The 26,668-nt window shown below is 65.4% G+C and carries 28 protein-coding genes; 8 read left to right on the top strand and 20 right to left on the bottom strand.

The features are described 5' to 3' along the window. Positions 1-20 precede the first annotated feature (20 nt). From DCG74_RS31980 to DCG74_RS31970, 3 genes are read right to left on the bottom strand one after another with little or no spacing between them, the layout of a single operon-like run. Positions 21-749, bottom strand: a complete 729-nt coding sequence (locus DCG74_RS31980; RefSeq protein WP_172785570.1) for an ABC transporter ATP-binding protein — start codon at positions 747-749, stop codon at positions 21-23. After that, a complete protein-coding gene (locus tag DCG74_RS31975; RefSeq protein WP_172785569.1) occupies positions 739-1,476 on the bottom strand; it encodes an ABC transporter permease in 738 nt (245 codons plus the stop codon). The genes DCG74_RS31980 and DCG74_RS31975 overlap by 11 nt, the downstream gene beginning before the upstream one ends. 1 nt (position 1,477) lies before the next feature. Beyond that, positions 1,478-2,458, bottom strand: coding sequence for an ABC transporter substrate-binding protein (locus tag DCG74_RS31970; protein WP_172785679.1), 981 nt, complete (start codon positions 2,456-2,458; stop codon positions 1,478-1,480). Positions 2,459-2,545: 87 nt separating this feature from the next. Here DCG74_RS31970 and DCG74_RS31965 point away from each other — a divergent pair, with 87 nt between their 5' ends. After that, complete coding sequence (locus DCG74_RS31965) at positions 2,546-2,905, top strand: hypothetical protein (protein ID WP_172785568.1); 360 nt, start codon at positions 2,546-2,548, stop codon at positions 2,903-2,905. A 125-nt stretch (positions 2,906-3,030) separates the two neighbouring features. Here the strand turns inward: DCG74_RS31965 and DCG74_RS31960 are convergent, their stop codons facing one another. Further along, positions 3,031-3,849 (bottom strand): quinoprotein dehydrogenase-associated SoxYZ-like carrier, encoded by an 819-nt coding sequence (locus tag DCG74_RS31960; protein ID WP_172785567.1) that lies wholly within the window; start codon positions 3,847-3,849, stop codon positions 3,031-3,033. A 53-nt stretch (positions 3,850-3,902) separates the two neighbouring features. Continuing rightward, on the bottom strand, positions 3,903-4,826 hold the full coding sequence (locus DCG74_RS31955) for a quinoprotein relay system zinc metallohydrolase 2 (protein ID WP_172785566.1): 924 nt from the start codon (positions 4,824-4,826) through the stop codon (positions 3,903-3,905). Between the two features lie 126 nt (positions 4,827-4,952). Here DCG74_RS31955 and DCG74_RS31950 point away from each other — a divergent pair, with 126 nt between their 5' ends. Both DCG74_RS31950 and DCG74_RS31945 read left to right on the top strand, forming a co-directional pair. Next, the gene (locus DCG74_RS31950) at positions 4,953-5,837 is read left to right on the top strand and encodes a substrate-binding domain-containing protein (RefSeq protein WP_172785565.1); all 885 of its coding nucleotides are present in this window, start codon (positions 4,953-4,955) and stop codon (positions 5,835-5,837) included. Then, a complete protein-coding gene (locus tag DCG74_RS31945; protein WP_172785564.1) occupies positions 5,834-6,391 on the top strand; it encodes a PQQ-dependent catabolism-associated CXXCW motif protein in 558 nt (185 codons plus the stop codon). Before DCG74_RS31950 ends, DCG74_RS31945 begins: the two co-directional genes overlap by 4 nt. A gap of 53 nt (positions 6,392-6,444) precedes the next feature. Here DCG74_RS31945 and DCG74_RS31940 read toward each other — a convergent pair whose 3' ends face one another. The 6 genes from DCG74_RS31940 to DCG74_RS31915 all read right to left on the bottom strand — a co-directional run bounded on the left by DCG74_RS31940 (position 6,445) and on the right by DCG74_RS31915 (position 11,303). Further along, positions 6,445-6,750: a copper-binding protein gene (locus DCG74_RS31940; RefSeq protein WP_172785563.1), complete on the bottom strand. Its 306-nt coding sequence runs from the start codon at positions 6,748-6,750 to the stop codon at positions 6,445-6,447. 135 nt (positions 6,751-6,885) lie between these two features. Further along, positions 6,886-7,500 (bottom strand): hypothetical protein, encoded by a 615-nt coding sequence (locus tag DCG74_RS31935; RefSeq protein ID WP_172785562.1) that lies wholly within the window; start codon positions 7,498-7,500, stop codon positions 6,886-6,888. Further along, positions 7,497-8,345: an ABC transporter permease gene (locus DCG74_RS31930; RefSeq protein WP_172785561.1), complete on the bottom strand. Its 849-nt coding sequence runs from the start codon at positions 8,343-8,345 to the stop codon at positions 7,497-7,499. The genes DCG74_RS31935 and DCG74_RS31930 overlap by 4 nt, the downstream gene beginning before the upstream one ends. Then, positions 8,342-9,148 (bottom strand): ABC transporter ATP-binding protein, encoded by an 807-nt coding sequence (locus DCG74_RS31925; protein ID WP_172785560.1) that lies wholly within the window; start codon positions 9,146-9,148, stop codon positions 8,342-8,344. Before DCG74_RS31925 ends, DCG74_RS31930 begins: the two co-directional genes overlap by 4 nt. Then, positions 9,145-10,113, bottom strand: a complete 969-nt coding sequence (locus DCG74_RS31920) for a YVTN family beta-propeller repeat protein (RefSeq protein WP_172785678.1) — start codon at positions 10,111-10,113, stop codon at positions 9,145-9,147. Before DCG74_RS31920 ends, DCG74_RS31925 begins: the two co-directional genes overlap by 4 nt. A gap of 8 nt (positions 10,114-10,121) precedes the next feature. Then, on the bottom strand, positions 10,122-11,303 hold the full coding sequence (locus DCG74_RS31915) for an ABC transporter substrate-binding protein (RefSeq protein ID WP_172785559.1): 1,182 nt from the start codon (positions 11,301-11,303) through the stop codon (positions 10,122-10,124). A 60-nt stretch (positions 11,304-11,363) separates the two neighbouring features. Between DCG74_RS31915 and DCG74_RS31910 the strand changes: the two genes are divergently transcribed. Further along, positions 11,364-11,933 (top strand): DUF3280 domain-containing protein, encoded by a 570-nt coding sequence (locus DCG74_RS31910; protein ID WP_172785558.1) that lies wholly within the window; start codon positions 11,364-11,366, stop codon positions 11,931-11,933. Between the two features lie 164 nt (positions 11,934-12,097). On the opposite strand, the gene fghA is transcribed toward DCG74_RS31910, so the two are convergent. Both fghA and DCG74_RS31900 read right to left on the bottom strand, forming a co-directional pair. Beyond that, positions 12,098-12,943, bottom strand: a complete 846-nt coding sequence (gene fghA / locus DCG74_RS31905; RefSeq protein ID WP_172785557.1) for an S-formylglutathione hydrolase — start codon at positions 12,941-12,943, stop codon at positions 12,098-12,100. A 69-nt stretch (positions 12,944-13,012) separates the two neighbouring features. Next, on the bottom strand, positions 13,013-13,633 hold the full coding sequence (locus tag DCG74_RS31900) for a response regulator transcription factor (RefSeq protein ID WP_036007891.1): 621 nt from the start codon (positions 13,631-13,633) through the stop codon (positions 13,013-13,015). A gap of 204 nt (positions 13,634-13,837) precedes the next feature. Here DCG74_RS31900 and DCG74_RS31895 point away from each other — a divergent pair, with 204 nt between their 5' ends. Further along, positions 13,838-15,190, top strand: a complete 1,353-nt coding sequence (locus tag DCG74_RS31895; RefSeq protein WP_172785556.1) for a histidine kinase — start codon at positions 13,838-13,840, stop codon at positions 15,188-15,190. A 163-nt stretch (positions 15,191-15,353) separates the two neighbouring features. Continuing rightward, positions 15,354-17,825, top strand: a complete 2,472-nt coding sequence (locus tag DCG74_RS31890; protein WP_172785555.1) for a TonB-dependent receptor — start codon at positions 15,354-15,356, stop codon at positions 17,823-17,825. Between the two features lie 66 nt (positions 17,826-17,891). Here the strand turns inward: DCG74_RS31890 and DCG74_RS31885 are convergent, their stop codons facing one another. From DCG74_RS31885 to DCG74_RS31855, 7 genes are all read right to left on the bottom strand, one after another. Continuing rightward, a complete protein-coding gene (locus tag DCG74_RS31885; RefSeq protein ID WP_172785554.1) occupies positions 17,892-18,917 on the bottom strand; it encodes an ABC transporter permease in 1,026 nt (341 codons plus the stop codon). Next, the gene (locus tag DCG74_RS31880; protein WP_172785553.1) at positions 18,914-20,431 is read right to left on the bottom strand and encodes a sugar ABC transporter ATP-binding protein; all 1,518 of its coding nucleotides are present in this window, start codon (positions 20,429-20,431) and stop codon (positions 18,914-18,916) included. The genes DCG74_RS31885 and DCG74_RS31880 overlap by 4 nt, the downstream gene beginning before the upstream one ends. Before the next feature lie 33 nt (positions 20,432-20,464). Beyond that, the gene (locus tag DCG74_RS31875; RefSeq protein WP_172785552.1) at positions 20,465-21,418 is read right to left on the bottom strand and encodes a sugar-binding protein; all 954 of its coding nucleotides are present in this window, start codon (positions 21,416-21,418) and stop codon (positions 20,465-20,467) included. 428 nt (positions 21,419-21,846) lie between these two features. Continuing rightward, entirely contained in the window at positions 21,847-22,758 is a 912-nt protein-coding gene (locus tag DCG74_RS31870) for an MBL fold metallo-hydrolase (RefSeq protein WP_172785551.1), read from the bottom strand. Between the two features lie 83 nt (positions 22,759-22,841). Next, complete coding sequence (locus DCG74_RS31865; protein ID WP_172785550.1) at positions 22,842-24,047, bottom strand: NAD(P)/FAD-dependent oxidoreductase; 1,206 nt, start codon at positions 24,045-24,047, stop codon at positions 22,842-22,844. Between the two features lie 123 nt (positions 24,048-24,170). After that, entirely contained in the window at positions 24,171-24,446 is a 276-nt protein-coding gene (locus tag DCG74_RS31860; RefSeq protein WP_175421776.1) for a hypothetical protein, read from the bottom strand. Between the two features lie 94 nt (positions 24,447-24,540). Then, positions 24,541-25,500 (bottom strand): AraC family transcriptional regulator, encoded by a 960-nt coding sequence (locus DCG74_RS31855; RefSeq protein ID WP_172785548.1) that lies wholly within the window; start codon positions 25,498-25,500, stop codon positions 24,541-24,543. 307 nt (positions 25,501-25,807) lie between these two features. Between DCG74_RS31855 and DCG74_RS31850 the strand changes: the two genes are divergently transcribed. Further along, positions 25,808-25,975, top strand: a complete 168-nt coding sequence (locus DCG74_RS31850) for a hypothetical protein (RefSeq protein ID WP_172785547.1) — start codon at positions 25,808-25,810, stop codon at positions 25,973-25,975. 61 nt (positions 25,976-26,036) lie between these two features. Then, positions 26,037-26,444 (top strand): hypothetical protein, encoded by a 408-nt coding sequence (locus DCG74_RS31845; RefSeq protein WP_172785546.1) that lies wholly within the window; start codon positions 26,037-26,039, stop codon positions 26,442-26,444. Positions 26,445-26,668 lie beyond the last annotated feature (224 nt).

Raw genomic sequence — 26,668 nt, 5'->3', positions numbered from 1 at the left:
CACGTCCGCCAGGCGAGCGGCTATGAGGCATCTCGCTCAGTGCGGTCGCCTTGAGTTCGTTGGGCGAGGCTGGCCTTGATCGCCGCAATCTCGGCCTCGCCGCGTGTGCCGCGCGGGATGCCGATAGGCACCTCGGCCACGATCCGCGCCGGTCGCGGCGACAGGAAGAACAGCCGGTCGCCCAGGCGCACTGCATCGTCCAGGCTGTGTGTCACCAAAAGCGTCATCACTGGCCGGCTCGCGACGAGCGTTGCAATCTCATCGCGCAGCCGTCCGGCGAGAGCGTCATCGAGCGATGCCAGCGGTTCGTCGAGCACGAGAATATCCGGCTCGACGGCAAAGGCGCGGGCGAGCGCCACGCGCCTGGCCAAACCCAACGAGAGTTCACCGGGATAATGGTTGCGATGCGCTTCCAGCTCCAGGATTTTGAACAGCTCGGCGAGCTTGGCATCGGCGACACCGGGTGCAGCCAGCCTTACATTCTGCTCGACCGAGCGCCACGGCAACAGGCGCGGCTCCTGGAACACCATGCCGATCCGCGCCTGCGGCGGTCGCGCGACGTGGCCTGCAAAGTCGTGGTCCAGTCCGAGGATGATGCGCAGCATCGTGCTCTTGCCGCAGCCGGACGGGCCGATCAGAACGCCGACCTCACCGGATTGCAGCGCGAATTTGACCGGTGCCAGCACCTCGTGCGTTCCGCCCGCGGCACTCCGGAAGGTCTTGCCCGTGATGTCGACCTCAAGCCGCACGGGGCCGCCACCTGTTTGCGCGGGCTTCGAACGGCTGCACCAGCAAGGTTTCGATGACGAGTACGACGGCGGCAAATGTCAGGGAATAGGCCAGCAGCCGCGGCGTGTCGAACAGCTGGAAGGCGACGCCGATCTCGAAGCCGACGCCGTTCGGCCGTCCCAGCAGCTCGGCGACCAGCACGATCTTCCACACCAGCGACAGGCCGGAGCGGGCAGAGGCCGCGATATAGGGCGCAAGCTGCGGCAGCACGACGTGGCGGAAGGCGCGCCAGCGCGGCATCGCGAACACGCTCGCCATCTCGTCGAGCGAACGGTCGAGTGCGCGCGTGCCCTCGCGCAAGGTGACGATGGCGGTCGGCAGCTTGTTGATCGCGATCGCCGCGATCGCGGCGGCTTCGGTGAGGCCAGCCCAGATATAGGCCAGCACGATCACGACCAATGCGGGCAGGTTGAGCAGCAGGATCAGCCAGGGATCGCCGAGTCGGTCGGCGAGCTTGACCCGGCCCATCAAATAGCCGATCGCGCTGCCGAGCGACATTGCCAGCGTGAAGGCGAGCGCGACGCGCGCCAGCGTGGCGCCGAGATGCAGGAACAACGCGCCGCTCGATGCTTCCGCTATCATCACCTGAAGCACCGCCGGCGGGGAGGGCAGTTTTGCGCCGCCGACGAGGAGCGCGGCAATCCACCAGATCGCGAGGAACAGGGCGAACGAGAGCAGGCGCAGCACCTCAGTCTCCGGGGACCGCGTGATAGAAGGTGCCGGGGTCGAGCTCGGCTGCGGGGCCGACGAGCTCGCGTCCGCCGATCTCGGCCAGCACGCGGTACAGCACGCGCGCGTCCGTTTCCTCATCATCGATGCTCCGGCGCGGAATGCCGTCGCGGTAGCGGTCGCGGTAGGTCTTGAGCAGGGCAGGATCGGTCGTGCCGGTGAGCGGCGCGACCTTGTCCCAGGCCGCATCCGAGGTCGTCAGCAGCTCCTTGGCCTTGCGGGTCATCGCGATGAACCGCGCGACCGCCTCCTTATGGCTCGCGGCCCAGCTCTCGTCGAAGACATAGCCGACTGCGGCGACCGCGCCTTTGGCGCCCAGCTTCGGCAAGATCTCCTCGATCCCGGCGAGGCGGCGAAAACCCTTGGCTTCGAGCTGGGCGCAGAAATTCCAGAAGTTGAGGCTCGCATCCATCTCGCCGTCCAGCGACTTGGCGGCGATCAAGGGCGGGGCGCCATAGACGATGGTTGCTTCCGACTTCAGGTCGATGCCGTCCTGCTTCATGCGCGCCTGCAGCAGCAGCCAGCTCTTGTCGATCGCCCCGCCGGCGACCGCGAGCTTGCGGCCCTTGAGGTCGGCAAGCGTCTTGATCGGCGAATTGGCCGGCACCATCACGGCGCCGAGCGCACTGGAATAGGGATAGAAGGCGAGCTTGGCACCGAGCGCGCGCTCGCGTGACACCCACAGCCAATCCGACAGGATGATGTCGGCGCTGCCGGCGCGCATCGCGATCTTGCCGGCCTCGGTGCTCGCGAGCTCGGTGACCTCCAGCGACAGGCCGGCCTCCTTGTCGAGGCCGGCGCTGCGGATCGCGGCCAGCTCCCACGAGAATGTTCCGGTCTTCTGCACCGCAAGGCGGATCGTGTCCGCGGCGCCGGCCGGTGCGACCAGGGTCAGCGCCAGCGCCGTTGCGAGCGCCAATATTCGTGCCAAAACTCTCATCACCTTGTGAGCCGTTTCCTCTGACAGAGTGCTTTTCAGCACAATACGCATAGCATAGCTTGGCTCGCAACCAGCGGGAGGACGCGCATGAATCTGGCCGGACGGCTACGACCGATTGTCGCCGCATTGACGGCGCTCGCTGCGAGCCTATGCGCGGCAGGGGCCGAAGAGGCCAATGATTATCCCACCGCGGCGCGCGCCGAATACGTCTATGGCTGCATGAAGGCCAATGGCGAGACGCGGTCCGCGATCGAGCAATGTTCCTGCTCCATCGACGTGGTCGCCTCGATCATGCCCTACGAGCGCTATGTTACCGCCGAGACCGCGCTCAGCATGTCGCAAGTGCGCGGCAATCTCGGCGTGCAGTTTCGCACCTCGGAGCAGGCGAATTCGGCGGTGAATGACCTGAGGCGCGCGCAGGCGGAAGCCGAGGTGAGGTGTTTTTGATCCAAGCACCGTCATTCCGGGACGATGCGAAGCATCGAACTACGGTGCGCAATTGCGCACCTGAGAATCTCGAGATTCCGGGTTCGGTCCTGCGGACCGCCCCGGAATGACAGCGAGAAACGCAGCTATGTCCCCGGCTTCTCCACGTCCCATTCATTGCGGAACACGTGCCCGTCCGTGTCCTTCGCTTCCGCGCGGAAACGCTTGGCGCCGTTGGAGACATAGGTGAAGCGCAGGTTGGGATCTTCCGAGATCGAGATGCCGCCTTCCATCGACAGCACGGGGCTGTCGTCCTGCGTCAGCTTGAGCTGGTTGATGAAGAAGGCGGGGATATAGAGCTGGGTGACCTGGTCCATCTGCAATCCGGAATTGTTGGGATGGCCGATCATGATCTGCGCTTCGCGCAACCGGCTGGCCGGACCGTCCTCACGGGCGAATTGCCGGTAGCGCATCTGGCCGAGCCGGTTCTTGGCTTCTTCCACGTTCTTTGCTGCCGGGGCCGAGCAGCCGCCGGAGGCCTTCACATAGACTTTCGAGACGTAGAGCTGGCCGTCGCTGAGCTCGGCCACGGCATGCACGTCGGTGTAATTGTTGACGCGCACGCGGGTCGAGATTTCCGTGACATTGGCGTCCGGGCCTAGCTCGAACTTCGCAGCCATCGGTGCGGGGTTGCGGTCGATCACCAGCGTGATCGAACGGACGCGGCGGCTATCTGCGGGCGACAGCTTGCTGCGCAGCGTCACCGGCACGATGGCCGCATCCTCGGCGCGATAGGGCATCTCGATGCCGATCACCTCGGCGCCGTCGTTCATCGGCCGGTTGCTGAAGATGTCCTGCACCAGGCCCGGCCAGGGATCGTAGGCCTCTTCCGCTTGCGTCGGCACGGCGAAGGCGATGCCGAGGAGCAGGGCGATCAGGGGCAGGCGGCGTGTGCATCCCGTCATGGTCATGCTCCTTGGATCAAGCGAAGCTGATCTCTGCCAGGGTAGCGCGCCCGCTACTCCCATTCAATTTCCGAAAATGCTGCAGTTGCGTTGCGGGCGTTGTAGTCCTCGAACAGCTGCCAGTGCGGCCGCTCTTCCGTGGCCGCCTTGTCCGCAGCGGCGCGGATCGGCGCGCCCTTCTTGTTCAGGGCGCGGACATCGGACAGCAGCGTTGACAAGTAACGCCGTTGATCGCTCAGCGCCGCAGGCCAGTCGCTCACGGGGCCGTGACCGGGAACAACGCGCAGCGCCGGGATCGTCTCCAACGCCTTCAGCGTAGCGAGCCAGCCGCGAATGCTGCCGTCCATCACCGGAATGTGGCGGAGAAAGACGAGATCGCCGGCAAGCAGGGTCTTGGTGGTCTCGTCGAACACGGTCAGATCGTTGTCGCTGTGCCCGGCCGGCCATGCCCTCAGGGTCAAGCGGCGCGATCCGAGATCGAGCGTCAGCGTGTCCGTCACGAGCAGGGTCGGTGGCACGATCTTCACGGGACCGATCAACTCGGCGCCCATGATGCGTCTGAAATTGTCGAGATAGAACGGTCCGCGGCTCGCCAGCGCCTGCGGCAGCTTGCTGTGGCCGACGAAGCTGGCTCCCTCCGCCACGAAGGCAGCATTGCCGAAGACGTGGTCGGGATGGCCATGGGTGTTGATGACATAGCGGATCGGCTTCTGCGTGCGCGCGCGCACCGCCGCCAGCAGCGCCTCGCCTTCGCGCAGGCTGCCGCCGGTGTCGATCACGGCCACCGCGTCATCTCCCACGATGAAGCCGACATTGGCGATGTCGCCCTCATTCTCGCGGCTCATCAGCGCGATGGTCCCGGAGTGTAGGAAGATTCCCGGCGCGACTTCGCTCACAGGCAATTCGGCCGCTCCGGCGCGTGCTAGCGTCGCTACTACCAGGGACAAGGCTGCGATCACGAGAGCGATGCGAGACACTTTTCCGCCTCAGTTCAAAGGATCGGCCTCATTGCACTGCAACAAAGCAAAGCCAGCAAAAGTTGGCACACGTGGCGCGTCATGCGTTGCATGGATAACATTCAAACAAAACGAGGAGGAAGCGCGATGACGCAGGCCGGACGACATCGTCGCTGGTGGTTTTCACTCTGCATCGTGATCGCATCCTGTGCGTTCGGCGATATCGCCTTCGCGCAGACCAACGAGACCGGCGATCTCTCGTTCGAGCTGGTTGACCCGAAGGTGCTGCGCGTCTGCGCCGACCCGCGCAACCTGCCTTTCTCCAACGAGAAGGGCGAGGGGTTCGAGAACAAGCTCGCCGAGTTCCTGGCGGACAAGCTGCAGAAGAAGCTCGACTACGTCTTCTTTCCGCAAGCGACCGGTTTCGTGCGAATGACGCTGGGCGCACATCGCTGCGACGTCATCATGGGCTTCCCGCAGGGCGACGACCTCGTGCAGGGCACCAATCCCTATTATCGCACGACCTATGCGCTGGTCGCGAAGACCGGCAGCGGGCTCGAGGACGTCGACACGCTGGAGGACGCACGCCTGAAGGGCAAGCATATCGGCATCGTCGCCGGCACGCCGCCGGCGACGAATATGGCGTTGGCGGGCCTGATGGGCGACGCCAAACCCTATCCGCTGATGATCGACACGCGCTTCGACAATTCGGCGCAGGCGATGATCGAGGACCTCACTGCCGGCAAGATCGACGCCGGCGTGCTCTGGGGACCGATGGCCGGCTATTATGCGAAGAAGGCCGGCTCCTCGCTGCACGTCACGCCGCTGGTGAAGGAGACCACCGGGCCGAAGCTGGTCTATCGCATCGGCATGGGCGTGCGTCCCGCCGACCAGAACTGGAAGCGGCAGCTCAACCGGGTCATCCAGGAGAACCAGGGCGAGATCAACAAGATCCTGCTCGATTTCGGCGTGCCGCTGCTGGACGAGAGCAATCGGCCGCTCGGCGCGGAGACTGCCAAGAAGGCGCCATGAGCCGGCCGCTTGCTGCGGCGTTCGTCGTTGCCCTGCTCGTGGTCCCGGCGTTGGCGCAGCAGCAGGAGCCGTTCGAGCCCGAGGGCTATCGCACCGACAATTATCGCGCGCCGGTGCCGGCGACGCTCGCTGGCGCGCGCGTGCTCACGACCGGAGAGGCGGAGGCGATCTGGCGCGCGAGCAGCGGCGCTTTCGTCGATGTGATGCCGCGCCCGCCGAAGCCGAAGAACCTGCCTGCGGGCACGGTGTGGCGTGATGCGCCGCGCAGGAACATTCCGGGCAGCCTTTGGCTGCCGGACACCGGCTACGGCAATCTGCCGCGCGCCATGGACGATTATCTCCAGCGTGGCCTTGTGCGCGCCTCGCGCGGCGACAAGGCCGCGCTGCTGGTGATCTATTGCCTCGCCGATTGCTGGATGTCCTGGAACGCAGCCAGGCGCGCATTGGCTTACGGCTATTCCAACATCGCCTGGTATCCCGACGGCACCGACGGCTGGGAGGGAGCAAAACTTCCGACCGAGGAAGCGCAGCCGGAACCGCGCCCGGACCAGTAACGGTTGGGCGAAGTGCTCTGCCTGTCCTTGCAAGCGGGAGACGAAAGACGGTGTTACGGCTTCTGCTTCTGCAACTTCGTCAACGTGCCCGTACCGTTGGTCTCGGTCGCAGAATAGCTCACCCTGTCGCCGGCATGGACGGCGTCCAGCATCGCGGCATCCTTGGCCTTGTACTCCTGCAGCGCGCCGGCGCTGCCGGTGCTGGCGCCGACCGTGCCCTTCTGCGTCTGCTGGATTGAGATCGTGCCGTTGAGCCGATCGATCCGCGTGATCATCCCGGTCATGTCGTCAGCGAAGGCGCTGGTTGCGAGCATGCCGAGGACCGCGGCGCCCGCGAACATGAATCTTGTGGTTCCCATCGAGGCCTCCCGACGTCTGGAGTTCACTTCGACAAGCCATCATAAATCGATTTGGTTCCGGCAGATAGCGCGGCGAAAGGTTAACGTTGCTGAGGCGATTGCGGGAACTTTCCGTGAGCCGTCAGCCCACTGACGCTATTCCATTTCCTGCTGGATCACGCGTCCGAGCGCGAACAGGCGCTGGTCGATCGAGGTTGGAACCTCGCAGACGAAGCGCACCACCTTGTGGCGGTCCTCGAAGATCCGGGTCTTCCAGATCAACTCGTTGCTGAGCGCCTCGACCTTCGCCTCGTCACGCGGTGTGGCCCCTTGCAGGGCCTGGAGCTGAATCGTCTCTTCGCGGATCTTGTCGGCGGCATCGCGCTGCTTGCGGCTGACGCGTTCGAGCCCGTTCATGACCTGGGAGCGCTGGGCGTTGAGCGTGTCGAACAGGCCGGCGAACAGCAGCCTGGCGTTCGCACTCTTGTCGGCGGCGGAACCTGCGAGAAACTCCTTCACCAGCTTTTCCGCCTCATCCAGCGGCGTCTTGCGCGCCGCCAGCTTTGCGACGAGCGCGCTGATCCTGGCGTCGTCCTTCCATCTGTTCTGGACGTCGTCGAGCGGCGGACCGGCCCACACGGCAGCCAGCGAGATCTCCGGCACCTTGGCCTGGGTGCACGGCCAGTCCGGATAGCGGGGATCGGCGGCGTGCGCCGCCGTGCTCGCAACAGCGAGCACCAGGACAGCACTGGCCAGAACTCGAACAATCATCCTTCGCCTCCCGCAGGCCCGCGTCGCGCCAGCCCGCGCGAGGGATCATAGGCCAGGATCGCGCCGATCATGAAGACGATTGTGCAGGTCGCGACCACCGCCAGCGAGATCCAGTTGACCTGGCCATACAGCGCGAAGCGGATCAGCTCAACCGCATGGGTGAACGGATTGGCCTCGCACAGATAATAGAGATAGGGGCTGCCCTCCTGCACCCGCCAGAGCGGGTAGAGCGCGGAGGAGGCGAAGAACATCGGGAAGATCACGAAGTTCATGACACCGGCGAAGTTCTCCAGCTGCTTGATGCCCGACGAGATCAGCATGCCGAGCGAGCCCAGCATCAGCCCCGACAGGATCAGCGCCGGCAGCACGGTGAGATAGCCCTGGGGCGGCGGGGTGATGTCCCAGAGCCAGGCGATCAGCAGGAACGCATAAACCTGGAGCAGCGATACCGCGGTGCCCGCGAGCAGCTTGCAGAACAACAGGAAGCCCCGCGGCAATGGGCTCACCAGGAGCGTTCGCATGTTGCCCATCTCGCGGTCATAGACCATCGACAGCGAGGACTGCATGCCGTTGAAGAGCTGGATCATCGCCATCAGCCCGGGGGCGATATAGACCTCGTAGAGGATGTAGGTCTCGTAGGGCGGGATGATGGAGATGCCGAGCACCTGGCGGAAGCCGGCGGCAAAGATGAACAGCCACACCAGGGGACGCACCAGTGCCGAGACGAAGCGCTCGCGCTGATGCAGGAAGCGCAGCCCCTCGCGCCAGACGATGCCAGTGAGGCAGGTCATGTACTCGGAGAGCGAAAATCCCCGCGGCGCCTCGCGCGTTGTGATGCTGCTCATGCGCCGCCTCCAGGCATGGTTTGCGCGCCGGTCAGGCGCATGAAGGCGGTGTTGACGTCCTGCGCACCGGCCTCCGCGACGACGCGGCTCATCGGCCCCTGCGCCAGCACCTTTCCCTGGTGCAGCACCACGAGATCGTCGCTGGGCATGATCTCGTCGAACAGGTGCGTGGCCCAGAGCACGCCGATGCCTTGCTCGGTCACGAGCTGGCGGACGTGGCTGATGATGTCGGCGCGCGCCTTGACGTCGAGGCCGACGGTCGGCTCGTCGAGCAGCAAGAGGCGCGGCCGATGCAGCAGCGCCCGCGCGATCTCCAGCCGCCGCATCTGTCCGCCCGAGAGGTCGCGCACCTTGCTCGCGGCGCGATCGGCAAGGCCGATGCGCCCGAGCAGCTCGGCGCTGCGCGCCGAGGCGTCGCGGCGGCCGATGCCATGCAGCGCGGCGTGATAGAGCAGGTTCTGCGTCAGCGACAGGTCGAGATCGAGCGTGCGCGGCTGGAACACGACCCCGAGCAGCCGCAGCGCCTCGCCGGGGCTCTTGCTGACGTCGTGCCCGAAAATGCCGACGCGGCCGGACTGGATGCCGAACAGGCGCGTGATCAGCGAGAACAGCGTGCTCTTGCCGGCGCCGTTGAGTCCCAGCAGCGCCGTGAAGCTCGCGGGCTGCACATTGAAGGACACGTCCGTCAAGGCGCGCCGCAGACCATAGGCATGGCTGACGCCCTCGATCGACAACGCCGGCACCGTGGCCGCTCCCGGTCTCGGCGTCTGCTGCGGTTCGGCGATCGGGGCAGGGCTGGTCATGGCGCGATCGCAATGCCCCAGGGCAGTTCGCCCACCTGAATGGTCTTGATCACTTTTTGCGCGGCAACGTCGATGACGGAGACATCGTTCGACACGCCGTTGGTGGTGAGCAAATATTTCTCGTCCGGCGTGAACGCCATGTGCCAGACCCGCTGCCCGACCAGGAGATATTTCGTCACCTTGCGCGAGGCGACGTCGACCACGGCGATGCGGTTGGCGGGGCCGAGCGCGACGAAGGCGGTCTTGTCGTCCTTGGTCATGCCGATCCCGACCGGCTGGATCGCCTCCTTCCGCAGGCCCGGGATCTCGAACGTGACCTTGCCGATCACCTCGTGCTTTTTGGGGTCGATGATCGAGACGGTGCCGCCGATCTCCGAGGACACCCAGACCTCCGAAGAATCGTGCTTGTACTCGGCAAAGCGCGGCCGCGCGTCGACCAGCACGTTGGCGACGATCTGGCGCGACGACGTGTCGATGAAATGCGCCATGTTGGTTGTCTCGGACGTGTTGATCAGCGTCTTGCCGTCCGGGCTGATGGTCATGCCCTCGGGCTCGACGCCGACCTGGATATCGCCGAGCCGGGTGCGCTTCTCGAGGTCGATCACCGTCACCGTGTTGTCGTTCTCGTTGGCGACATAGAGGATCTTGCCGGCCGCATCCTGCGCGAACAGCTCGGGGTCGGGTCCGGAGGGCAGGCTGTCCACCACGCTTTGCGTCTTGGTGTCGATCACCTGGATGGTGTCGTCGTCACCGACCGCGACCATCACGAACTTGCCGTCGCGGGTGAAATCGATGCCGCGCGGACGCTGGCCGACCTTGATGGTCTTGGTCACGGTCCAGCTGTCGGTATCGATCACCGAGACCGTGTTGCTCTTCTCGTTCGAGACATAGGCGATGAAAGCATGCGCGGGCGCCGCGGCGAACGCCAGCCCGGACAGAAGCCCCACACGCCACATGCGCAACATCTGCGTCCTCATTTCAGCTTGCATTTGCTCTCCGGGCGATCGTAGCCGAGCGTGTCGAGCTCGGAGACCTGGTGCAGGAATCCTTCCTGCGGCGACACCGATACCACCATGCGGCCGTCGACCAGGAGGATCGGCTGGCGCAGCTGCCAATTCCAGTCGCGCAAGGTCAGCCGCGTGCCCTTGAAGGCGGCGACGGAGAAATCCGGGCCCTTGATGAAATCGGTGACCTTCTTGACCTCGCCGGAATTGGTGCGCGAGGTGGCTTCGCCGATCATGCGCACCGCGGTCCAGGCCTGCATGTCGAGCGCGGTCATCCGCCGCGAATTCAGCTTGATGAAGCGGTTCTGCATCTGGATCGCGCCCCATTGGTCCTGCGATGCGTCCCAGCTGCGCGGCACGAGGCCGGCCGAGCCGGCGACCGGACGCGGATCCCAGGTGCGATAGGGCAGATAGGCGCCGAACACCTCACTCTCGTCGGCGGCGACCAGCACGTCATAGGCCGGCGCCTGTTGCGTGAAGACAGGAATCTGGCGCTGGATCTGCGTCACGCCGCTATCGGTGCGCCGCGCGCCGCCCTTGTCCTCGAAGGTCCGCTCCTGCACGATCTTGGCACCGAACCGCGCCGCGGTTCGCCGGAGCGCATCGGCGAACAGCCTGTCCTCGTCGTGCGAGCCGACCACCAGCAGCCAGCGCGACCACTTCTTCCACACCAGATATTGGCCGAGTGCGTCCGCCAGCATCGCGCGCGTCGGCGCGGTGTGGATGACGTTGGCGCGGCAATCGGCCTCGCGCAGCCGCTCGTCGATCGCGCCGGCGTTGAACAGCAACGTGCCGCGGTCGCGCAGGGCGTCCGCGGCCTTCAGAAGCGCATCGGCGGGGAGGTCGGCGATGATGAAGCCGTTCTTCTCGGCGAGCGCGGTCGCAGCCTGCGCCACGTCCTCGCCTTCCCTGATGCGGCGCTCCTCCAGCGTGAAGCGCTGGCCGGTGAATTTCCCGGTGGTGTTGTTGTCCTCGATGGCAAGGCGCGCGCCGGCGACGCCGTCATTCTCGGCGGGCTGCTCGACCAGCGACAGCGTCGATCGGGTGCCGGCGATTCCGAGATAGCCGACGCCGACCGTGACGGGATCGGCCGCAAGCGCGCTCGTCGCCGCAAGACCAAAGCCGATCAGGCCGGCCAACCATCGGATCATGTTTCCTCCAGACGATCTCCCCGGCTTGACCGCCGGTGAAGAATTGTCTCTGCTTCAAGCATGACCAAATTGTCAGGCCATGCAACCCCGCATTTCGTCCCCGCGCGCGCACGGCCGGGAATCACGATCATGCGAGCACTGTTGGCGATCGCGGCTTTGCTGTTGACGGGCGCGGCCGCGCTCGCCGACCCGCCAAAACTCGCGGTGTTCGATTTCGAGCTGATCGACACCAGCCTGCCGGGCGAGTTCTACGGCTCCAAGCCGGAAGAGGCGCGACTCGTGCGCATCAGCGAGCAGCTGCGCAAGGAATTGGCAGAGTCGGGCAAGTTCCAGGTGCTCGACATCGCGCCGGTGCGGGAGGCCGCGCGTCACGCGAACCTGCAGGCCTGCGGCGGCTGCGACCTCAAGCTCGCCGGGCAGCTCGGTGCCGATTTGGAGATCACCGGCCTCGTGCAAAAGGTCTCGAACCTGATCATCAATCTCAACGTCTATCTGCGCGATGTGAAGACCGGCAACATGATCACCGCCGCCAGCGCCGACATGCGCGGCAACACGGATGAATCCTGGTCGCGCACCATGAGCTATCTCATCCGCAACCGCCTGCTGGCGCCGAATTACGGTAAGCCATGAGGTCTTCGCCTCTCCCCGCGTGCGGGGAGAGGCCGGAATTTGCGGAGCAAATTCCGGGTGAGGGGGAGTCTCCGCGAGTCCAACTCTCAGCGTCTTCGCGGAAGCAGCCCCTCACCCCAACCCTCTCCCCGTAAAAACTGGGAGAGGGGGAGGAGAGAGCAAGATCACGCCGTCAATCTTGCCGCATGCCAGTGCAGGTGATCGCTCATGAAGGTCGAGATGAAATAATAGCTGTGGTCGTAGCCCGCCTGGCGCCGCAGCGTCAGCGGGATGCCGGCCTTGGCGCAGGCGGCCTCGAGCAGCTCCGGCTTGAGCTGCTCCTTCAGGAAATTGTCGGCCTCGCCGACGTCGACCAGGAAGCCGGAGAACTTGGCGCCGTCCTCGATCAGCGCCACCGTGTCGTGGTTGCGCCAGGAATCCTTGTTCGGCCCGAGATAGCCGGACAGCGCCTTGATGCCCCAAGGCACGAGCGAGGGCGCCACGATCGGGGCAAACGCGCTGGCTGCGCGAAAGCGGTGCGGGTTGCGTAGCGCCACCGTCAACGCGCCGTGGCCGCCCATCGAGTGCCCCATCACCGATTGCCGCCTGGCATCGACCGGGAAGTTCTCCGCCACGAGCTTCGGCAGCTCGTCCGTGACGTAGCTCCACATGCGATAGTTGCGCGCGAACGGCTCTTGCGTGGCGTCCACATAGAAGCCGGCCCCGAGGCCGAAATCATAGGCGTTGTTGGCATCGCCAGGCACGTCGGGCCCGCGCGGGGAGGTGTCGGGCGCGACGAAGATCAGGCCGAGCTCGGCGCAAGCCTTGCGGAATTCGCCCTTCTCGGTGACGTTGGCATGCGTGCAGGTGAGCCCGGACAGGTACCAGACCACGGGCAGTTTGGCGCCGTCCGCATGTGGCGGGATATAGACCGAGAACACCATGTCGGTTCCGGTCGCCTGGCTGGCGTGGCGATAGACGCCCTGCACGCCGCCATGGGATTTGTTGGTCGAGACAGTCTGAATCGTCATGCCGAAAGACTCCGTGGCATCTCACCACATCAAGATTGCAACGCTTGTGTGACCGAATTTGTGGCGTCGTCAGGCGACGCCGCTGTCGATCGCCAGCCGCACCAGTTCGACCGAGGTCTTCACCCCGAGCTTCTGGCGCATTATGGACGAGGTATTGGCGACCGTCTTGTAGGACGATTGCACCAGCCAGGCGATCTCGGACAGGCTCTTGCCGGCGCTGAGCAGCCGCAGGATCTCCATCTCGCGCGCGTTCAGCTTCGACAGCGGGTTTTGCGCCAGCGTCGGCCCCGCAAAGGCGATGCTGCGCGCGATCGCGGTCGGAAGGTAGGTGCCGCCGCTTCCGACGGCGCGGATCGCCTCGACGAGGTCGTCGGGGTCGCCGGTCTTGGAGACGTAGCCCTTGGCGCCGCACTCGATCGCGCGCGCGGCGAAGGCGGGGTCGTCATTCATGCTGAACATGATGATGCGAGCCTCGGGCGCACGCTCGAGGATGCGGCGCGCGAGCTCGAATCCGGAGACGGTCGGCAGATTGATGTCGATGATGCAGAGGTCTGGACGTTCGACGATGAAGACGCACTCGCCGTCCTCGGCGTCGGCGGCCTCCAGAATCTCGATCTCGCCTTCGTCGGCCAGCACGGCACGGCAGCCGGAGGCGACGATGGGATGATCGTCGACGATCAGAATGCGCATGGGCGTTCCTCGCGACAGCCACGTCCCCTGGAGCTTGCCTGTTCTGCGCCGCACGAGGCTGACCGGACAAGACGCGCGTCTCGTGTCGCCTCATGCAACCCGGCCGGGATTGCTGTACGCTTCCGATTAGATATCGGGCGGTTCGGCTCTGTCAACGTCATCGGACAGGCGCGGCCAACCCTTCGCGAGGCACGAGCGAGACCAATGTGGCAAAATCTTTCCTTGCGCGGGCGCATCAATCTCTTGCTGGCGTTGCTGCTGGCACTGGGGCTCGCGGTCAATATCGGCCGCCAGGTCGCCGAGGCCGGCCCGCGCGTGCAGGCCGAGGACCAGAGCGTAATCCGCCTCGCGCGCGAATTCATCGAGATGATCGTTGCCGATCTCAACGAGGCGCCCGATCCGGATGCCAGGCTGAACCAGATCGCCCGCGATCTCAGCCGCCTGCGCCATGTCAGCATCGCGCTGCACGATTCCGGTGGGAACCCGCTGACGGCGCCCCGGCTTGGCGCCGATGGCGACGCGCGCGGCCCGCCGGCCTGGTTCGTCAGCCTGGTTCATCCCGAGCAGACCGCGGTCAGCGTGCCGGTCGCGATCCGCGGCAAGCCCGGCTCGCTCGTGATCACCTCGCACCCCGACGACGAGATCGCCGAGATCTGGGACGGCATCGTGACCCAGCTCGAGGTCGGATCGGTGGTCGCGCTCGCGCTGTTTTTCCTGATGATGAAGGTGGTCGGCCGTGCCCTGGCACCGCTGCAGTCGCTGGCGGAGGCCATGGGCAAGCTCGAAAGCGGACATTACGAGGCCCGTGTCGCGCCGGGCGGCGCGCCGGAGCTTGCCGCGATCTGCACCAGGCTCAACCATCTTGCCGCGACACTCGGTGAAGCGGTCGAGGAGAAGCGGCGCCTTGCCGAGCGTGCCGTGTCGCTGCAGGACATCGAGCGCAAGGAGATCGCGCGCGAGCTGCACGACGAGTTCGGGCCCTATCTGTTCTCGCTGCGCGCACATGCGAGCGCGCTGGCGAAGCAGGCGGACGGACGCGAGCCGAGTGCGGATGCCGTGCGAAAACATGGCAGCGCCATGCTGGAGCAGATCAATGCACTTCAGCAGTTCAATCGTCGCGTGCTGGAGCGGCTTCGGCCCGTGGGCCTTGCCGAGCTCGGCCTGCGCCAGGCGCTCGAATCCCTGTCGCGGCTCTGGCGGGAGTCGCGGCCCGACGTCGCGATCGAGACCTCGATCTCGCCGGCGCTGGGCGCAACCGGCGAGACCGCCGATCTCACCATCTACCGCATCGTGCAGGAGGCGCTCACCAATGTGTTCCGCCACGCCGGCGCGACCTCGGTCAGCGTCGTCATCGAGCCGGTCGAGCAGGCCGGCGGCCGCGGCTGTGCCCGGGTGCGGGTCAGCGACAACGGTCGCGGCATGGAGCCGGGCCAGAAGCTCGGCTTCGGCCTCGTCGGCATGCGCGAGCGGATCCTGGCGCTGGGGGGCACGCTCAATGTGGTCTCCGGTGACGGTGGTGTGACCGTGGAAGCGCTGGTGCCGACGGCGGCAACCTGATCGCACCCGAAGCGATCGGGAAAAATTCCCGATTTGGTCGGGAAAACGGGTGCGGATTGGACCCGACCTTTTGTGGCTGGCGTCCCCAATGCGGCCGAATAAACTCGCCTCGACCAATCGGCGGAAATCAAAACAGCCGGTGGTCGCGGATGGGAAGGCGGGGATGGGCAAGGTTGATTCGTTCAAGCGTGCTTTGTTGATGGCCTCGGTGTCGACCGGGCTGGCGTCGGGCTTGGTGTTTGCGAGCCCCGCCGGGGCCGCGCCGGACGAGGAGACCAACGTCCAGAACCTGCCGCCGGTCGAGGTCTCCGCGCCACCTCCTGCAACGCGGCGCGCGGCGCCGTCGCGACCGGTTGCGCGCGTGGGGGCGCCGGCATCCGCCGCGCCGAGGACACGCATCTACGTCTATCCGACCTCGCCGGGCATCGGCCGCGGTCTCGACGTCGACAAGGTCCCGTCGGCGATCAATGCCGTCGATGCCAACCAGATCAGGCGCACGGGTTCGCTGAACGTCACGGACGCGCTGCGCGACAACATCGCCGGCGTCAACATCAGCGAAGTCACCGGCAATCCGTTCCAGCCGGATGTCGAATTCCGCGGCTTTGTCGCGTCGCCCGTGACCGGCACGCCGCAGGGCCTTGCGGTGTATCAGAACGGCGTCCGTATCAACGAGGCATTCTCGGATGCCGTCAACTGGGACCTGATCCCCACCGCCGCGATCAGGTCGGTGACGCTGGTGACCAACAACCCGGCCTTCGGCCTCAATGCGCTCGGTGGCGCGATCAACCTGCAAATGAAGGACGGCTTCACCTATCAGGGCGCCGAGCTCGATCTCATGGGCGGCTCGTTCGGCCGCGTCCAGGGCTCGGCGCAATGGGGCAAGCAGGTCGATCAGAACTACGCCGTCTATGCCGCGCTCGAAGGACTGCGCGACAACGGCTTCCGCAATTTTTCCCAATCGACGGTGCGGCGCTTCTACGGCGATGTCGGTTACAAGGCCGGCGACAGCGAATTCCACGCCAACATGGGCGTCGCCAAGAACGATTTCGGGGCCAGCGCCACCGTTCCGGCCGAGCTGCTCGACAAATATTGGGGTGCGACCTACACCACCCCGCAGACCACCTCCAATCGCGTCGGCTATCTCAACCTGACCGGCAAGGTCGAGGCGACGCCGACCTGGACGTTCGAAGGCACCGCTCACGTGCGCAGGTACGAGCAGAAGGTGGTCGACGGCAACCCGACCGACGTGCAGGAGTGCGGTGCGGATCCGGCGCTGCTGTGCTTCGGCGATGACACCACCGCGGCGAACGGCGCGGGTGGCGCGCAACTCGCCAATCCCTTCGCGCCGGGAACCATCCTCGGCGAGATCGACCGGGGCTCGATCCGTTCGACCACCCTCGGCGTGTCGGGGCAGGCGACCAACACCGATCAGCTGTTCGGGCACGACAACCGCTTCGTGATCGGCGCCACCTACGATGCCAGTGTCACGCGCTACAACGCCACCGCCGAGATCGGCTCGATCGGAGAGAACTACGTCGTCAGCGGCAGCGGCGTCTTCCTGGGCCCGACTCCCACGGCAAACCCGGTCGCCGGCCCCGTCTCGCTGCGGACCGTCAACCAGTACAACGGCCTCTATGCGATGGACACGTTCAACGTCACGGATGCTTTCGCCATCACGGGCGGCGGTCGCTTCAACGTGGCGCGGATCTCGCTGGAGGACCAGCTCGGCACCGCGCTCAACGGCGATCACACCTACACCCGCTTCAACCCGATCATCGGCGGCACCTACAAGATCACGCCCGAGCTGACTGCCTATGCCGGCTATTCCGAGGCCAACCGCGTGCCGACGCCGCTCGAGCTCGGCTGCGCCGATCCCGCCAGGCCCTGCCTGCTCGCGGCGTTTCTGGTCGCGGATCCGCCGTTGAAGCAGGTCGTCTCCAAGACCGTGGAAGCCGGTTTTCGCGGCACCAAGGAGCTGAACATCGGCACGCTCGGATGGAAGGTCGGCGGCTTCCGTGCCACCAATTATGACGACATCGTAGCGGTGCCTGTCGTCGGGCGGACCGGCTTCGGCTATTTCTCCAATGTCGGCCGCACCCGGCGGCAGGGGTTCGAAGCCGAAGTCAGCATCAAGTCGCCCACGCTGCAGGTCCAGGCGAGCTATGCGTTCGTCGATGCGCGCTTCCTTGATCCGCTCGAGCTCGGCTCGGAGAGCCCGTTCAGAGACCCTGCCACCGACACCGTCCAGGTCAGGCCCGGCAACCAGATCCCCGCGATCCCGCGCCACCGCGTCAAGGTTGGCGTCGACTACGCCGTGACCGACGTCTGGAAGGTCGGCGGCAACGCGCTGTTCGTCTCCAGCCAATATCTCGTCGGCGACGAGTCGAACCAGTTCGCGAAGCTGCCGTCCTACACGGTGTTCAATCTCAACACCTCCTACCAGGTGACGAAGAACATCCAGCTCTATGGCCGTGTCGACAACATCTTCGACAAGCGCTACGCGACCTACGGACAATTCTTCGATACCGGGGCCTTGCCCAACTTCACCAACGGCGGCAATGCCTTCACCGACCCGCGCTCGCTCAGCCCGGCACGGCCGCGCGCGTTCTACGCGGGGATGCGGGTGACGTTCTAGATATTTTGGAGCGTCCTCTCTTGGATGGCCGTCTATGTCGACGACAGGCCCGCGAAACCCTCGCCTTCACTCCACCTTCACTCGCTCGAGCGGCGCCGCAGCGACGCTCGCCTGCTCCCGGCCTTTGGCCACTCCCACGCGTTGGCGTCGGTGCACGAGATACTGATCTCCGAGCACGCCGATCAGGATGACCGTTCCCATCACCGCGAAATTGAGCGAGCTCGGAATGCCCAGCAGGTTGACCAGATTCTGCAGCACCTGGAGCAGCACGGTGCCGAGCACGACACCGATGATCGAGCCTTCGCCGCCGCGCAAGGAGCAGCCGCCGAGCACGGCGGCGGCGATGGCGTAGAGCTCGTAGAACGAGCCGTGCACGGCGGGGGAAATCGAACGGGTATACATCGCGATCAGGATTGCCGAAAACGCTGTCAGCCCGCCACAGATGACATAGGCCGAGACGATCACGCGGCTGGTGCGAATGCCGGAATAGCGTGCCGCTTCCTCGTTCTTGCCGACGGCAAAGAGATAGCGGCCGAACACCGAGCGGTGAAGCACCACCCAGGCGATCACCGCCACCACGGCGAGCGCCACCACGCTGTGCGGCAGCGGGAATCCGAGCACGTTGGTGCGGCCCGCGGCGAGCCATTCCAGCATCGGAAAGCTCGCGCCGAAGCCGAAGCCCGCCGTCGCGTCCTCGGTGTAATAGCGCGCCGCGCCGCGATAGATCAGGAGGCCGCACAGGGTTACCACGAAAGGCTGGATCCGCATCCGGGTCGCCAGCGTGCCATGGACGAGGCCGATCACGAGCCCGGCCGCGACGATCATCGCGAGGGCTACCACCCAGTTGACGTCGTGGTTGACGATGAGGTCGATGAACAGGACGCCCAGCAGTGCGATCACCGAACCGACCGACAGCTCGATCCCGCCGATGATGATGATGAAGGCTTCCGCGATGGAGAAGATGCCGAACAGCCCGATCTGGTTGGCGGTGTTGGAGAGATTGCCCACGAACAGGAATCTCGGATTGATCAGGGCGACGACGGTCCCGACCACCAGAATCAGAACGAGAAGGCTCAGGTCTTTCTTGCTCAAGGTCCCTCCGCCGCGATTGTGTGGCCAACGGCAAGCTGCAGCACATTGTGCTCACTGAACTGGCTGCGATCAAGGAAGCCCGAGATCGCGCCCTCATGCATGACCGCGAGCCGGTCGCTGACCCCGATCACCTCCTCCATGTCGCTGGAGATCATCAGGATCGCCACGCCGGCATCGGTCAGGCGGCGCAGCATGCCGTAGATCTCCTGCTTGGCTCCGACATCGACCCCGCGCGTCGGCTCGTCGACAATCAGCACCTTCGGCTGCATCGACAGCCATTTGGCGAGCACGACCTTCTGCTGGTTGCCGCCCGACAAAGAGCCGACGACGGTCTTGACGTCGGGCGCGCGGATCTTGAGGCGCTCGCGCTGACGCACCGCATTCTCGTTCTCGCGCGCGCTATCCACCAGCCAGAAGCGCATATAGGACGCCAGATCCGGCAGCGAGATGTTTTCGGTGATCGAGACGTCGAGCAGCAGGCCCGCGCCCTTGCGGTCCTCCGGAACAAGATAGATGCCTTGCTCGATGGCGGCCCGTGGGCTTGCGATCCGGATCGGCTCGCCATCGAGTCGTATCGCGCCGCCGCGCAATCGGTCGATGCCGAAAAGGGCGCGCGCGAGCTCCGTGCGGCCGGACCCGACGAGACCGGCAAGTCCGAGGATCTCGCCGCGGCGGACCGACAGGCTCACGGCGCGGCCGGGATAGGTGTCGGTGACCGCATCGACGATATCGAGCACGCTGTCGCCGGGCGGCGCGGCCGGCGGAACGTAGAGCGATTTCAGGTCGCGGCCGATCATCAGGCGAATCATCGCCGCCGGAGAGAGTTCCGCACGTGTCAGTGCGCCGACCACGCGCCCGTCGCGCAGCACGACCGCGCGGTCGGCGCACTGCATCACCTCGTTGAGCCGATGTGTGATGAAGATGACGCTGACTCCGTGGGCTTTCAGGCTGGCCACGGTCCGCATCAGGCGGTCCGTCTCGGCGAGCGTCAGGCTCGAGGTCGGCTCGTCCATGATGACGAGACGAGCATCGAGCGAAAGCGCCTTCATGATCTCGACGAGCTGGCGCTGCGCCAGCGACAGCTCGGCGAGCGGCGCATCGGCCGCGAAATCGCAGCCGAGCCGCTCCAGCAGCGGCGCGACACCGGCATGCATCCGTTTGCGGTCGATCAGCCGCAAGGGCCCGCCGTGCACGGGCTCGCGGCCGATGAAGACGTTGCCGGCGACGTCGAGATTGTCGAAGAGGTTCAGTTCCTGATGGACGAAGGCGATGCCCGCCTTGATCGCGTCCGCCACGGTGAGCGAGCCTCGCGCGACGCCGTCGACAAGGATGACGCCGCCGCTCGGCTCCACGACCCCGCCGAGCACGCGCATCAGCGTCGACTTGCCGGCGCCGTTCTCGCCGATCAGCGCAACGACCTCGCCGGGCGACACCTGGAGACCGACGTGGTCGAGGGCGACCACGCCTGGATAGCTCTTGCTGATGTCGACCAGCTCGAGGAACGGTTCTGGCATGGTAGGCTGCGCGGCGGGCAGCGCGGATATCTCCTATTTCTTCAGCATCTGCTTCATCGAGGCCATGAACTCGTCGACATTCGCCTTTTCGATGACCTTGCCGGGCACGATGATGATGCCGTTGGCCGGAATGCCGGACTTGTTGCCGCCGATGTAGTTCGCCATCAGCTTCATGCCCTGATAGCCCCACTCGAACGGCTGCTGCACCACCGTGCCGACGATGCTGCCTTCCTTGACGCCGCCGAGCGTGATCGGATCCTCGTCAAAGCCGATGATCTTGATCTTGTCGAGCTTGCCGGCCTCCTTGAGCACCTCGTAGATCCGCGGCGTATTGTAGGAGTAGAAGCCGACGAGGCAGCTCACATCGGGCATGGCCGCGAGGATGTCCTCGACATTGCGCTTGGCGCGCGTCTGGTCGATCTCGTCGCCGCGAACGTCGACGAGCTCGACCTTCGAGCCCTTGATCGTCTCCTTCACGCCTTCGATGCGCTCGCGCGCATTGTCGGCGCCGGGCAGGCCGACGAAGCCGACGCATTTGCCGCCGTTCGGCAGCGCCTTGACCATCAGCTTTCCTGCCTCCTTGCCGAGGTCGGTGTTGGAAGAGCCGATATAGGCCACGCGCTTGGATTGCGGCGCGTCGCTGTCGGTGGTGAACAGCACCGTCTGGGACGCAACCTTGTTGAGGTGCTCGGTCTGGTTCTTCGGATCGACCGCGCTGACCATGATGCCGGCGGCACCGGCGGCGACGAGGTCGTCCATCACGCGCTGCTGCACGGCGGCCGCAGCCTGTTCCGGATATTTGAACTGGAGCTCGTAGTTGGGCAACTCGCCCTGCGCCTTCTTCATCCCGGCCTCGGCGATCTTCCAGAAGTCGGATGCGCCATTGACGACGAAGGCCAGAACCTTCTTGTCCGCCGCATCGGCCGAGCCGAACCCCGCTGCAATCGCGAAGGCAATAGACGCACCTGCAACCAAGAGACGCTGCATATCATCCTCCCCTAAGGCGGTCGGCCCTTTTTGATGGCCAACTCTGCTTGAGCCCAGATTGGGCGCATGCCTCACCCCCGGCGGCGCGGCAATCGGCCGCCACCCGCATCGTTGCGGCAGAGGCGGGTCACCGACCCGGCCGGCGAGGTGAAATGAGGCGCGTACCTCAAGCTAGCAGAAGCCCGCGGGGCGCGCAATTGGAAGCAACGGTCCGGACGCCAACCTCGGCGCTGAGGTGATGTCGTGCCTCACGAGATGAGGCGGCATGCGCTCGCCAATGGCTCACCACATGCAAAATCAGACTGCGTTATCAAGTAGGTCCGCGCTCGGTCAGCCCGGCACGGCCAAGGGCATTCGTTCTGAGTTGCAGCAGGCGCTGACGCCTCCTCCTCCCAAAGGAGGAGAAGGAAGCGCAGCGTCCACTCGGCTCAGTAGTCCCAGAACACCGGCACCCAGCGGAAGGCGCCGCCATCCACCGCGACCCGTCCGACCGACGGGAACGGCAGGTGCGTGGCCACCAGCATCTCGCCAGTCTTGGCAAGCTCCTGCAGAAGACGGGTACGCACGCGCGCCGCCTCCTCGGGATCGTGTTCGAAACCGTTGTGCCAGTCGGGCTGGTCGAACCCGACGGCGAACACGGCGTCGCCGGCAAACGTCAGCGCCTCGCCGCCGGACGCGATGCGAACCACGCTGTGCCCGGGAGTGTGACCGCCGGTGCGCCGTGCGACGACGCCCGGCGCAACCTCGTGCGCCTCATCGAACGGCCTGAGCTGACTGCCATAGGCTTTCACGAACTGCTTGGCGGTCGCCCGCAGCGCATCGGGGAAGCCCTGAGGCATGTTGGTGTGAGAGAAATCAGGTGCTTCCCAGAACTTGACCTCCGCCGCCGCGACGTGGATCCGCAGGTCGGGGCGCAGCCGCTGCTTCACACCGTCGACGAGCAACCCGCCGATGTGGTCCATGTGCATGTGGGTGAGCACCAGATCGGTCACGGAGGAAAGATCGATGCCGGCCGCCTCCAGTCGCTTGATCAACTGCCCGGCCCGCGGCAAGTGCAAGTTCGGGTCGGAGCCGAGGCCGGCGTCAATGAGAATGGTCTTGCCGCGGCTTCGCACCATGACCGCATTCAGTGCCCAGTCGAAAGCATCAGGCGGCAGGAACATGTCACGCAGCCAGGCCGCACGCTCGGCCGGGGCGGCGTTGTGCGCCAACATGGTGGTCGGCAGCGGCAGAACGCCGTCGCTGACCACGAGCACGTCGATCTCACCGATCTTGAGCGCGTAGCGCGACGGCACGAGCTCTTCGGGTTTCGCGGCGTATGAGGTGTTGTGGAGGTTCATGTTGTTCTCCTGTTTCATGCTGCTGGCTGATCTTGTTGATCAGGCCGCGCAGCCAGGGAGCGCGGCCGTCATGGCGTCGTGCGTTAGAGGCTGGTCACGCGTTCCGGATCGGCCGATGCGAGCGCGGCGGCGCGTTCGGCCTTCGGCGGATAGATCCAGACGGTGTTGATCTCTTGCTTGGTCTTCTTGGCGACGTCGCCGACCATCTCGACCTTGCGCTCCCAGCCGCGCGTGAACAGTGCGCCGGCTTCGCCGAGATCGAGACAGGTGACGTAGGCCCTCTGGTGGTACGGCCTGGTCGGAACGCCGAGCAGTTCGGCGGCGGCATTGTTGCCGGCAAAGGCGCCCATCCGCGTGGCGTGCTGGCACGACATCAGCGCGTAATTGCCCTCGTCGTCGCAGGCGGCACGGGCCGCATCGCCGGTTGCGAAGACGCCCTCGACGCCTGGCACCCGCAAACAGGGGTCGACCAGCAACCGGCCGAAATTGTCGCGCTCGGCGGGAATCTGCCTCGTCAAAGGGGCCGCACGAATCCCCGCCGCCCAGATCACGGTCTCGGTTTCGATGTGCTCACCGTTGGACAAGGTCACGCCAGACGCATCGAGCGAGGCCACCCCGGCGCCGAGGCGGGTTTCCACGCCGAGCTTCTGGAGTGCGCTCTCGATGACCGGCCGCGGACCTTCGCCCATGTCGGGTGCAATCGCGCTGTTGCGCTCGACGATGATGACGCGGGTCTTTGCATCCGGTCCGAGGACGGCACGAAGCCGCGCCGGCATTTCGGTGGCCGCCTCGATGCCGGTGAAGCCGCCGCCGGCGACGACGACCGTGTCGCGTCCGTTCACGGCCGGCCGCTTGGCGAGGCCATGCAGGTGCCTGTCGAGCGCAATCGCATCGTCGAGCGAATCGACGCTGAAGCCGTGCAAGGCGAGGCCCGGAATGTTCGGGCGGAACAGCCGGCTGCCGGTGGCGACCACGAGGCGATCGTAAGAGAGCATCTTCTTGGTGCCCTTCGCCGTGGCGATCCTCACCATGCGGGATTGGGTTTCCACCGTGTCGACGCTGCCCTGAACATAGGTGACGTCGATCGCCTTGAGCACATCGAGTAGCGGTGCCGTCAAGGTTTCGGGATGTTGTTCGTATAGCCGCGGGCGGACGACCAGCGTCGGCTCGGGCGCGACTAGCGCGATTTCGAGTTCGTCGGGCGAGACTCCCTGGATGTCACGCAGGCGGGCAGCGGATAGAGCGGCATACATGCCGGCGAAGCCGGCGCCGATGATGACTAGTCGCATTGATGGTCTCCTCTGGTTGATCTTCCCGGATACGAGGGCGCGTTGCCGCCGCGGCTACGGGTTCGCGGCAGGCTCTGTTGCGGTCAGCAACGGCGCCAAGGGTTGAAGCGGACTTGCGCGCGCTTAATGGAGGGGGCAGCCGGACGACTGCGAGCTCTGCGGCCAGCCCTGACGAAAGACGATGGAGGGCGGCTTGCGGCCCCAGTCCTGATGGAGAAGGCGGGGCCCGTCCCCGGTCACGACAGACAGCGCCGGATGAGCGCGTTGTATGTCGGCCTCGTCACCGGCGGCTGACGTGAAGCGGACAGTCAGCGAAAGGCCGTACACGATTGCGGTCGCCAGACCCTTGCGTGATGAAGTGGTTGCCAGCCGCTGGACGACATCTTTCCAGATCATCATCTGTCTCCGTCGTGGGATTGGACATGATGATGGTCTAACCGATCGGGTGTGCCGCTGCCCCAGCGCGATTGCTGTCGCTATCGAGCGATTGCTGCTAGCGCATGCGCCTGCGCCAATCGCTCGGCGTCTCGCCGGTCAGCTTCCTGAACGCCGCCGCGAACGCCGTCTGCGAGGAATAGCCGAGCGCGGCAGCGATCGAGACGATCGGCTCGTCGCTCTCCCGCAGCTTGTGCATGGCCTGCTCGAGCCGGTGTTGGCGCAGCCAGGCGTGGGGCGAGAGCCCGGTGCTCTCCTTGAAGGCGCGGCAGAAGTGGAAGCGCGAGAGGCCGGCATCGGATGCCAGCGCATCGAGCGAGACGTCCGCATCGCCGTCCGAGCGCAACCGTTCGATCGCGCGGAGCAGGACCTTCGGCGCCAGCCCGCCCATGGCCGGTTGGAACGTGGCCCGCGTGCCTGTGTGCGCCGCCAGGACGCGGGTAGCGAGAAGATCCGTCACCTGATGCCGGAACAGCGCATCCAGGACCCCGTTGCCTTCGAGTGCATCCGCTGCGCTCAACAGCAGTCTCGATGTGATGGGGTCAGGGTGCGCCGTCCGCTCCAGCAGGTCGGTCGCCCCTGCGATACCGGCTTCGCCGGCGACGCGCTTCAGTGTCGCATTCGGAAGGTAGAGTTGAACGACATCGACCGGCTTCGGAATGTCCCATCGGGAGCTCGATCCTTCCGGAATGATGATCACGACTCCGGGGCGAAACGTCCCGATCGAAACCGATTTTCCCGTCCGGCGCTCCATGCGCTGTATCACGCCGTTATACGCCATGATCACGTGGTGGCTCATGGGCTCGACGACGTCGTGCAATGGGTCGTGATTCCAGTGCGCGATGCCGGCGCCGGAGGCGTCCAAGGCCATGCGGGTCGGTTCGGTCCTGAGCACCCGCGCCATCTCCGATCCGGCGGCGCGCCGCTCGGAAATCGCGACATCGGCGGGGTGTGCGCCAGGGACGGGTGGCCGGCCATTGGGCGAGGGATTGTGCCTGGATGCGGTGCTCCCGGTCATTGCGTGGCTCCTTCCGATCGCCTGCTGCCTGAGATCAGGGGCCCGTACTTGTACGGGTTGGCGCGGGTTCTATGCGGGGCCGAGGCACCGGGTCTTGCCCGAAACGGTTGTGCTTTGCCTGATCCTGCTCCAGCCGAGCGCGCGGTTTCAAAGGCACGCTGGATGACGGCGGGCGATCGTTGCAGGCCCGCGGGCGAAGGTCGGCGGCGCGGGCCTCTTAACCGGTCAGAAACCATAGCAAATGATCTGAAAACTTTAACGAAACTGCTTGATCGTCTGTGCGTCGATGTGTCGGAGGGCCCGTCCGATGACAGAGCACCAGTTGAGAGAGCAGGAATTTTTGATCGCGCGATACCGGCATCTGGAGCGCGAGGTGACCGACCCGCTTGCCGTGCATCTGCTTCACAGCATCATCGAGGAGCTCGAGGCCGAGCTGCGCAAGGAAAGACCGGATTGGCACGGGCCCGGTCATTAACCGTTTGTTGGCGCTAATGATGCCAATTGTCGGCGTGGGAATACCAGGGGAGGCTGCTCCCATGTTGAAGGACGGCACCTACGCGGCTTGGTACAAGACGCCGATCGACCAGGGTACCGGGATCGTCCATGTCGCAGACGGCCAGATCTGGGGCCGTGACAGCCTGATGACCTATCACGGCACCTGCCAGGTCGATGGAGATCGCTTCACCGCTATCGTGTCGACGAGGCGTCATACCGACGGTCGCGCCACCGTGTTCGGCAACGATGACGAGCTGACGCTGACGATCGAAGGAAGCTGCCCTGGCAGGATCGCGACCTACACCGCGACGGCACCTCAGGCGCCGGGCATGATCCTCCACGGAACGCTCATCCGCACGGAACAACAGCCGCCCGCACCTGAACCACCAGGGCAGATGCCGGCATTCAATCCCGACAAGCTGCCGAAATTGCCGAAGCGCTCGCGCTGAACGAGGGGCCGCCGCCGCGCCGGTCCGCATTGTACGTGCTGCTCTTCGGCCCAGCCATGACGATCGTGAACTCCGATCCGGCACCGCCGCGTGCCAACGGTCGGGCAAATTGTCTCAGGCAGGTTCAGCGGAAATTGTCGCAATCAGGCCTGGATAGGCTTGTATCAATGGTTGCTGATAGATCATAATACAGCCGTTGCGATGGGTGGCAGGTTCGTACGAGG

The sequence above is a fragment of the Bradyrhizobium sp. WBAH42 genome (genome assembly GCF_024585265.1).
Classification (GTDB): Bacteria; Pseudomonadota; Alphaproteobacteria; order Rhizobiales; family Xanthobacteraceae; genus Bradyrhizobium.
Note: the sequence above shows the minus strand (reverse complement) of the source record. Positions and strands in the feature narration are given on the sequence as shown.

Coding starts and splice junctions, on each gene's coding strand:
- DCG74_RS31970 (WP_172785679.1), bottom strand. CDS start 2,458: ATGAGAGTTTTGGCACGAATATTGGCGCTCGCAACGGCGCTGGCGCTG.
- DCG74_RS31965 (WP_172785568.1), top strand. CDS start 2,546: ATGAATCTGGCCGGACGGCTACGACCGATTGTCGCCGCATTGACGGCG.
- DCG74_RS31960 (WP_172785567.1), bottom strand. CDS start 3,849: ATGACGGGATGCACACGCCGCCTGCCCCTGATCGCCCTGCTCCTCGGC.
- DCG74_RS31950 (WP_172785565.1), top strand. CDS start 4,953: ATGACGCAGGCCGGACGACATCGTCGCTGGTGGTTTTCACTCTGCATC.
- DCG74_RS31945 (WP_172785564.1), top strand. CDS start 5,834: ATGAGCCGGCCGCTTGCTGCGGCGTTCGTCGTTGCCCTGCTCGTGGTC.
- DCG74_RS31940 (WP_172785563.1), bottom strand. CDS start 6,750: ATGGGAACCACAAGATTCATGTTCGCGGGCGCCGCGGTCCTCGGCATG.
- DCG74_RS31935 (WP_172785562.1), bottom strand. CDS start 7,500: ATGATTGTTCGAGTTCTGGCCAGTGCTGTCCTGGTGCTCGCTGTTGCG.
- DCG74_RS31930 (WP_172785561.1), bottom strand. CDS start 8,345: ATGAGCAGCATCACAACGCGCGAGGCGCCGCGGGGATTTTCGCTCTCC.
- DCG74_RS31925 (WP_172785560.1), bottom strand. CDS start 9,148: ATGACCAGCCCTGCCCCGATCGCCGAACCGCAGCAGACGCCGAGACCG.
- DCG74_RS31920 (WP_172785678.1), bottom strand. CDS start 10,113: ATGTTGCGCATGTGGCGTGTGGGGCTTCTGTCCGGGCTGGCGTTCGCC.
- DCG74_RS31915 (WP_172785559.1), bottom strand. CDS start 11,303: ATGATCCGATGGTTGGCCGGCCTGATCGGCTTTGGTCTTGCGGCGACG.
- DCG74_RS31910 (WP_172785558.1), top strand. CDS start 11,364: ATGACCAAATTGTCAGGCCATGCAACCCCGCATTTCGTCCCCGCGCGC.
- fghA (WP_172785557.1), bottom strand. CDS start 12,943: ATGACGATTCAGACTGTCTCGACCAACAAATCCCATGGCGGCGTGCAG.
- DCG74_RS31900 (WP_036007891.1), bottom strand. CDS start 13,633: ATGCGCATTCTGATCGTCGACGATCATCCCATCGTCGCCTCCGGCTGC.
- DCG74_RS31895 (WP_172785556.1), top strand. CDS start 13,838: ATGTGGCAAAATCTTTCCTTGCGCGGGCGCATCAATCTCTTGCTGGCG.
- DCG74_RS31890 (WP_172785555.1), top strand. CDS start 15,354: ATGGGCAAGGTTGATTCGTTCAAGCGTGCTTTGTTGATGGCCTCGGTG.
- DCG74_RS31880 (WP_172785553.1), bottom strand. CDS start 20,431: ATGCCAGAACCGTTCCTCGAGCTGGTCGACATCAGCAAGAGCTATCCA.
- DCG74_RS31875 (WP_172785552.1), bottom strand. CDS start 21,418: ATGCAGCGTCTCTTGGTTGCAGGTGCGTCTATTGCCTTCGCGATTGCA.
- DCG74_RS31870 (WP_172785551.1), bottom strand. CDS start 22,758: ATGAACCTCCACAACACCTCATACGCCGCGAAACCCGAAGAGCTCGTG.
- DCG74_RS31865 (WP_172785550.1), bottom strand. CDS start 24,047: ATGCGACTAGTCATCATCGGCGCCGGCTTCGCCGGCATGTATGCCGCT.
- DCG74_RS31860 (WP_175421776.1), bottom strand. CDS start 24,446: ATGATGATCTGGAAAGATGTCGTCCAGCGGCTGGCAACCACTTCATCA.
- DCG74_RS31855 (WP_172785548.1), bottom strand. CDS start 25,500: ATGACCGGGAGCACCGCATCCAGGCACAATCCCTCGCCCAATGGCCGG.
- DCG74_RS31850 (WP_172785547.1), top strand. CDS start 25,808: ATGACAGAGCACCAGTTGAGAGAGCAGGAATTTTTGATCGCGCGATAC.
- DCG74_RS31845 (WP_172785546.1), top strand. CDS start 26,037: ATGTTGAAGGACGGCACCTACGCGGCTTGGTACAAGACGCCGATCGAC.